This window comes from Pirellulales bacterium (assembly GCA_035533075.1).
Lineage (GTDB): Bacteria > Planctomycetota > Planctomycetia > Pirellulales > JAICIG01 > DASSFG01.
In genome coordinates this window covers 81,350-88,004 of the sequence record DATLUO010000088.1, presented here as the reverse complement: position 1 = coordinate 88,004, position 6,655 = coordinate 81,350, and the positions used below count along the sequence as shown (strand labels likewise).

6 protein-coding genes are annotated in these 6,655 nt (G+C 64.3%); 5 read left to right on the top strand and 1 reads right to left on the bottom strand.

All coding sequences use genetic code 11. The annotated features are described in order from the left end of the window. Window positions 1-172 precede the first annotated feature (172 nt). From VNH11_11995 to eda, 5 genes are all read left to right on the top strand, one after another. Window positions 173-409, top strand: a complete 237-nt coding sequence (locus tag VNH11_11995) for a hypothetical protein (protein ID HVA47080.1) — start codon at window positions 173-175, stop codon at window positions 407-409. Then, a complete protein-coding gene (locus VNH11_11990) occupies window positions 406-552 on the top strand; it encodes a hypothetical protein (GenBank protein HVA47079.1) in 147 nt (48 codons plus the stop codon). The genes VNH11_11995 and VNH11_11990 overlap by 4 nt, the downstream gene beginning before the upstream one ends. 267 nt (window positions 553-819) lie before the next feature. Next, window positions 820-1,947, top strand: a complete 1,128-nt coding sequence (locus VNH11_11985) for an ABC transporter permease (GenBank protein HVA47078.1) — start codon at window positions 820-822, stop codon at window positions 1,945-1,947. Between the two features lie 114 nt (window positions 1,948-2,061). After that, complete coding sequence (locus tag VNH11_11980; protein HVA47077.1) at window positions 2,062-5,013, top strand: Tex-like N-terminal domain-containing protein; 2,952 nt, start codon at window positions 2,062-2,064, stop codon at window positions 5,011-5,013. A 27-nt stretch (window positions 5,014-5,040) separates the two neighbouring features. Next, a complete protein-coding gene (gene eda, locus VNH11_11975) occupies window positions 5,041-5,700 on the top strand; it encodes a bifunctional 4-hydroxy-2-oxoglutarate aldolase/2-dehydro-3-deoxy-phosphogluconate aldolase (GenBank protein HVA47076.1) in 660 nt (219 codons plus the stop codon). 10 nt (window positions 5,701-5,710) lie between these two features. Here the strand turns inward: eda and VNH11_11970 are convergent, their stop codons facing one another. Next, window positions 5,711-6,547 (bottom strand): hypothetical protein, encoded by an 837-nt coding sequence (locus VNH11_11970; GenBank protein HVA47075.1) that lies wholly within the window; start codon window positions 6,545-6,547, stop codon window positions 5,711-5,713. Window positions 6,548-6,655: the final 108 nt, after the last annotated feature.

The following is a 6,655-nucleotide window of genomic DNA, read 5'->3' as shown; positions in this document are numbered from 1 at the left end:
CCTGCCGGTTCGCCAATTTCGAGCTGGGGGAAAGGGGGCACTGTCGGCCCATCGCCACCCCGACGGCCACCGAGCCGCCTTCGCGCCGCAATCACGCCGTCGCCGCTACGCGGCGACCATCTCATGAATAATCCGGGCTAGGCGACTTGAGAAAACGCGTCGGAGATTGGCCATGACTAGAGTTGTCGTAGATGCCGCATTGCTTCATAAACTCGGCAACCTCTCACAACCGCTGGAATTGTGCGACGATAGCGGCCGCGTTTTGGCACAAGTCGTGCCGATGCCGAGCTTGCACGAATATGATTTGACCGAACCGCCGATCAGCGAAAATGAGATCGAACGGCGCGAGGCATCCGACAAGTGGTACACCACCGAGCAAGTGCTGGAACGCCTGCGCGGCCTCGAATGACCATCGTATGGGAAGAAACGGCGCTCGATGAGCTGACCGATGCTTGGCTCAGCGCTAATTCCGCCGAGCGGCAACAGATTACCGCCGCGACATTGCCCACCACACCAGCAAACACCACAACGCCGGCGACAATCGCGATCTGAAGAATGAAAACGACGAGGTCGAGCATGATTGTCGCGGCCCGAAAATGGACTGCCATGAATCGCCTGCCCGACATCATTGTTCCATAGGGAGTTGGCTAAGTCACTAGCCGACCGGCGGCATCGCGCCATTTCAGCGGGTCCGAGCTCCCCGCAGTGCTCAAAACCGCGATTGACTCCCTTGCGCGAGCGACGGAGAATCACGTCATGATTCGGCAAGCCCGCGAGGAATGAAGCTCATCCTGGATTCCCGACGCACTGGATGAGTCCATGCACTTTTTCAGCTTCATCTTGAAAAACATCCGTCGCCGGCCGGCCCGATCGGGACTGACGGCTTCGGGCATCGCCGTGGCCGTGGCCGCCGTGGTGACGCTGGTCGGCATCTCCAAAGGTTTTGAGACCGAGCTGTTGAAGGTCTACGAACAGCACGGCGCCGATCTGGTCGTGTTCCGCGCCGGCGTGGCGCAGCGGATCACCAGTTCGCTCGACATGCGCCTGGCCGGCCGCATCGCCCAACTGCCGAACGTGGAATCGGCGGTGCCGGGGCTAATGGACGTCGTCTCCTTCGAAGAGCACGACCTGTTCGGCGTGACCGTCAACGGCTGGCCCGCCGACAGTTCTTATTTCGATCAGATGCAAGTGGTCGCCGGCCGGCGGATCGAACCGGGCGATCGCCACGCGGTCATGCTCGGCAGCGTGCTGGCCAAAAGCCTGAACAAACAGGTGGGCGACGAGGTCGAAGTCATCTCCGGACAAAGCTTCACGGTCGTCGGCATCTATCAGAGCCATAATGTTTTTGAGAACGGCTCGCTGGTCATGGCGCTCGACGAAATGCAGAAGCTCCTGGGTCGCCAGGGCGACATCACCTTCTTCATGGTTACGGCCGTCGACAAAGACCGGGCCTCCGTTGAAGCCCTGCGCGAGCGAATCAAGAGCCTCGCGCCGGGCCTCGACGCCATGTCGGGACGCGATTACGCCGACACGGCCATCGAACTGCGGCTGGCCCGCTCAGCCGCGTGGCTGACCAGCGCCGTGGCGTTCGTCGTGGGCGCCATCGGTACGCTGAACACGATGGTCATGTCGGTATTCGAGCGCGTTCACGAGATCGGCGTCCTGCGGGCGGTGGGCTGGCGAAGATCGCGCGTGATGCGCATGATCCTGGGCGAATCGCTGTTGCTGTCGCTGGCCGGAGCGGTTGTCGGTACCGTTGTGGCTGTCGCCGCGACCGTCGCTTTGAGCAGAATGCCGCTTTATGCGCGGGTGGTCAGCGGCGAGGTGCATTTGGCGACCGTCGCGCAAGGCGTTTCCATCGCCGTGTTTGTCGGATTGTTCGGCGGGCTGTACCCCGCCTGGCGCGCGGCCGCGCTCATGCCCACGGAGGCCTTGCGGCACGAGTAGGCAGCTTGACAGCCGATGAGCGAGTTCCTAGATTGCCAAAACGACTTCATTCTTGATTCTCGGCGCCGCGGTTCCTCGAGACAGGAACTCCGCTCCCTTTTTCTGACAGCCTGTATGGCGACTACGACTGCGATCGACCTGGGGCAGGTCTCTCAAACACTGGGTCTGGCGGCCACGCGGGTCAACACGGTCGTCGAGTTGCTCGACGCCGGCAATACCGTGCCGTTCATCACCCGGTATCGCAAAGACCAGACCGGCGGGATGGATGAAGAGCAGATTCGCCAAGTGCAGTCGCGCGTGGTCAAGCTGCGCCTGTTGACCGAACGCAAGCAAACGATCCTGCGGTCGATCGACTCGCAAGGCAAACTCACGCCGGAACTGTCGGCCGCGGTCGCCGCCGCCGACACCGCCAAGCGTCTCGAAGACCTCTATCTTCCCTACAAGCCTAAAAAGCAGACGCTGGCCACCACCGCCCGCGAGCGCGGTCTGGAGCCGCTGGCCGACGAGATTCTGAACGCCAGTCCGGCCTGCGCCGATCTTGACGCACGGGCAAACGATTTCGTCAACACCGATCGCAAGGTGGCCACGGCGGCGGATGCCCTGCTGGGCGCCGGACATATCCTCGCCGAGTGGTTCAGCGAAAGGGCCGACTTCCGCGGCAAGCTGCGGGTCATTCTCGAACGCAGCGGCAAGCTGGTCTCGACGCGGTTGGAAAGCGAAACCAAGACCAAAGACAAGTCGTCGGAACGAGAGCCGGCGGGTAATGCGGCTGCGTCCCCGGAGCGATCGGCACCCGCCGCCGACGATCGGTCGCTCCCGGCTGAGGCCGTGCAAGCACCGGAGGTGTTGCCTCTTTTCCCCGACGAATCGCAGTTCATCGAGGTCAAACGGACGGCGGTTGCAGAACCGGCGACGAGCGGTTCGGCCGCCGCCGCAAGCGAACCAGCGTGCGTCGAGCCAACGAGGCCCTCCGAGCCCCGTGCGAGCGTCGAATCCACGTCAACCGTCGAAGCCAGCGAGACCGCCGGCCCCACAGCCACGGTTGAACCGGCCGCAAGCACCGCGCCATCCCCCGGCGATGGGCAGCCTGCCGGCAGCGGGACGACGGCGCCCAAGGCCAAGAAACCGAAGCGCCCCAGGCCGAAGCAGGTTGCCAAAACCAAAAAGGAGAAGGACTTCGACAAGGCGTTCCGCGACTATTTTCAGTACAGCGAATCAATCGGCAACGTGCCGCCCCACCGCGTGCTGGCCATCAATCGCGGCGAGCGAGCGCGGGTGCTGCGAGTGCGGATCGACGTCGATCTCGAAGCCATGGACCGCGTGATCGACGATTTGTTGGTCTCGCCGGAACATCCGCACGCCGATTTTCTCCGCGGTTGCGGCCGCGATGCGCTCACGCGGCTGGTGTTGCCCGGCCTGGAGCGAGACGTCCGCAGAGAGCTGACCGATCGTGCCGAGACGCACGCCGTCGAGGTCTTCGCCCGGAACCTGCGCAATCTGCTGTTGCAGCCGCCCGTGCGCGACCGCCGTGTGCTGGCCATCGATCCCGGCTTCAAGAGCGGTTGCAAGCTGGTGGCGCTCGACGAGTTCGGCAACCTGCTGGAACACTCGGTGGCGCACATGGTCGGTTCCGAAGAGCGGCGTGGCGAGGGCAAACGCAAGGCGGCAGAGATGGTGCGGCAGCATCAGCTCACGGTGGTGGCCGTCGGCAACGGAACGGGATGCCGCGCCGCCGAGCAATGGGTGAGCGATCTGCTGGCCACCGACCTGGTCGATCTCGGCGTCTCCTATGTGATCGTGAACGAGGCGGGGGCCAGCGTCTATTCGACCAGTCGCCTGGGACGCGAAGAGTTGCCTCAATACGACGCCACCGTGCGCGGCGGTGTTTCCATCGGCCGTCGCTTGCAGGATCCGTTGAGCGAGCTGGTCAAGATCGACCCGGCCAATATCGGCGTGGGCATGTATCAGCACGACATCAAGGCCAAGCACCTGCGCGACTCGCTGGATGCCGTCGTCTCTTCGTGCGTGAACTATGTCGGCGTCGACCTCAACTCGGCCAGCCCGGCCTTGCTGCGGTATGTGTCGGGGCTGAACCAACTCACGGCCCAGCGGGTGTACGACTATCGCATCGCCAACGGCCCCTTCAAGAGCCGCGAGGAGCTGAAGTCGGTGCAAGGCTTCGGCGAGGCCACCTTCGTGCAAGCGGCCGGCTTCTTGAAAATTGTCGGCGGACTGAACGCGCTGGACGCCACGTGGATCCACCCGGAAAGCTACCCGGTGGCCGAGCAGATTCTGCAAAGGCTCGAAGCGAGCGCCGACGACCTGAAAGATAAAGAGGGCGCCGCCCGATTGGCCGAGCGCCTGACGGCCGTTCCGCTGGAACAGCTTGCTTCGCAGCTCAACGTGGGCACGCTGACCTTGAGCGACATCGTTTCACAGCTCTCGCGGCCCGGTCGCGACCCGCGCGAGTCGCTGCCGCAGCCGATCTTCAAACGCGGCATCCTGAAGATCGACGACCTGACGCCGGGCATGGAATTGGCGGGCACGGTGCTCAACGTGGTCGATTTCGGCGCCTTTGTCGACATCGGCCTGAAAGACACGGGGCTGGTCCACATCAGCCAGCTTGCCAACCGCTACGTGCAAGATCCGCACGAGGTGGTGGCGGTGGGCGACATCGTACACGTCTGGGTGCTGGAGGTCGACAAGCAGCGGCGCCGCGTATCGCTGACGATGATCAAGCCGGGCACACGCCGGCAGCCCGAACAGCGCCGCACCGACGCCAGGCCCGCCGCCCGTTCTCAGGCGCCGGTGGGCAAACCCGCCGGCGAAGGCGGCCCGCGCACGCCGCCGGCACATCAGCGGCCGCACGGCCGTCCCTCGCGGCCGCCCGCGACGAAGCTGCCCGACAAGCCGCCTCCGAAGCCCAAGGGCAAGCCGCGGCCGCAGAAGCCGCTCAGTCAGGCGATGCTCGAGGGGAAGGCGCCGATGCGCACGTTTGGCGACCTGCAGCAATTCTGGGCGGCCAAGCAGCAAGACGTAGCGGAGCAGGAAAAGTCGACCGAGTAGCTGCGTCATCAGAATTCGTTGAGTCTTATGAAGCGACCAGGTTCTCTTGAGCGGATGTTGGAGGGCGGGGTGGTGGCGATCATTCGCTCGCCCGACGCCGGCCGGTTGGTGGAGGTTGCCGAGGCGCTGCTGGCCGGCGGCGTGACGGTGATGGAGATCACCTTCACGGTGCCGCGCGCCCACCAGGTATTGGAACAGGTCGCGGCCCGGCTGGGCGACCGCATTCTGCTGGGTGCCGGGACGGTGCTCGACGCGGAGACTGCCCGCATCGCCATTTTGTCCGGCGCGGAGTTCATCGTTTCGCCCGTCGTCAGCCGCGAAGTGATTGCCTGCTGCCGCCGGTACAGCAAGCTCGGCCTGCCCGGTGCGCTGACGCCGACGGAAATCCTGGCGGCCTGGGAGGCCGGCGCCGACATCGTCAAGGTGTTTCCTTCGGAGGTCACCGGACCCGCTTATTTGAAGGCGGTGCGGGCGCCGCTTCCGCACGTGCGGCTGATGCCCACCGGCGGCGTCACCCTGGAGACGGCGGCCGAGTATCTGCGGGCCGGCGCCTGCGCGTTGGGCGTGGGCAGCTCGCTGGTCGAAGCCAAGGCGATCGCGGCGGGCGACTTCCAGCGCATCGAGAGTCTGGCCGGCCAGTTCATCGGCATTCTTCGAGAGACGCGGGCCGGCCCCGCTCTTTCCTGACGACCTCTGGCTAACCCGATGCGGCGCAGACGTAACCCAGCTCGAAGCACGCCGGGCATCCCGCTCCGCCACACTGGCCGCAACGGGCACGGGGCTTGGCGTCGTCGAGCAGTCGCAGCGTCCGCTGCAAATAATCCTGATACAGCGCAAGCTGAAGGTCGAAATAGCCGCCGCCGGGGCCGCGGGCCAGCTTTTCACCGGCCCGCGACGCGTCGTTGAGACGCGCCCGACAGGCCTCGAAAGCCACGGCCGAGTGCAAAGCCGCCTCCACGCGATCCAGCGCGGTATCGGCGTCGTCCGCTTGCTGACGGTTGACGGCCCGTTGCGGATAAAACTTGCCGTCCTTGCCTTGCCGGACGGCCGATCGAGCGTCACCCCCCTTTTGAGACGTGGTAACGGTTACCACCTGACATCGAATTGACGACACAAACGGGTGGCTGACGCCGCACATTTCGGCAATCCAGCGGTCGCCCTTCTCGCACCACTCCGGGTCGCCGAGCAGGATTTCGACGGCCCGGCGTTTGTCGGCATTGGTGCGGCGCAGCCCGTGCGCGTGATTGGAACGCACCGCCGCCAGCAGGGCATCGCGGTGGGAACCGCGGTAGACGTGGCACAGCGCCTCGGTGCGGCGGTTCTTCTTCAGCGCGTGCCAGCGGTGGAAACCGTCGACCAACCAGTAGTTCTCGCCGTCGTGAAAGACCCACAGCGGCGGCAAGTGGACCTGATTGTCCATCAGCGCCGCGTATTCGCCGACGACATCGTCGTCGATCGCCTCGCGGACCTGCGTCCCGCCGTCGCGACGAATGTGATCCAACGCCAACACCACCAGATCGCATGTTTCGGACATGACTCGACTCCTTCTAACGTGAACATTGTAAACATAGTACAGTTATATTTGTATGTATACTGACATCTGGTTCATTTGTCAAGTGGCTGGATGAAGATTTTTTTGGCG